1 protein-coding gene is annotated in these 555 nt (G+C 45.2%); it reads right to left on the reverse strand.

Translation table 11 applies throughout. The annotated features are described in order from the left end of the window. The coding region (locus ABN217_RS20080) for an HD domain-containing protein (protein WP_349459978.1) at nt 1-555 on the reverse strand (555 nt) is incomplete at both ends.

The following is a 555-nucleotide window of genomic DNA, read 5'->3' on the forward strand; positions in this document are numbered from 1 at the left end:
GTCGTTCGAGGTCGTGCTTGAGTAAATTACAAGCGTGCCAAGCGAGTTGTGATGGCGTATGTCTCAGGAAATAATCAGCATGGCAGCGAGACCATAATTTGTTGAGCTTTTCTTCATTAATAGGGGATTGTCGCAGTAGGACCAGCGCTTGATGGCGGTGATGGCGGATGCGCTCACGTAAGTCCGGTGTGTTCTGTATACCTTGATTGAGTTGATGCTCTGTTGAGAGGAATAGCTCACGGATCAAACTCTGCTTCCAACTATTCCACAGCGTGCTATTGGTGGCACAAATATCAGCAACAGTTAGGCACATTAAATAATTTAAGCGAGGAACGGTTTTCACTTCGAGGGCAAACTGTTTGATCACATCGGGATCTTGGATATCTCTGCGCTGTGCGGTGACTGACATGAGTAAATGACTTTTTACCAACCAAGAGGCCAGCTCAGCTTCTTTGATGGGATAATTATGTTGCATCGCAAATTCATAGACAAATTCAGAACCTAAATCAGAGTGATCTCCTGAGCGCCCTTTGGCAATATCGTGAAATAATGCAG

The organism is Proteus sp. fly-1067, assembly GCF_040139345.1.
Taxonomy (GTDB): Bacteria; Pseudomonadota; Gammaproteobacteria; order Enterobacterales; family Enterobacteriaceae; genus Proteus; species Proteus vulgaris_B.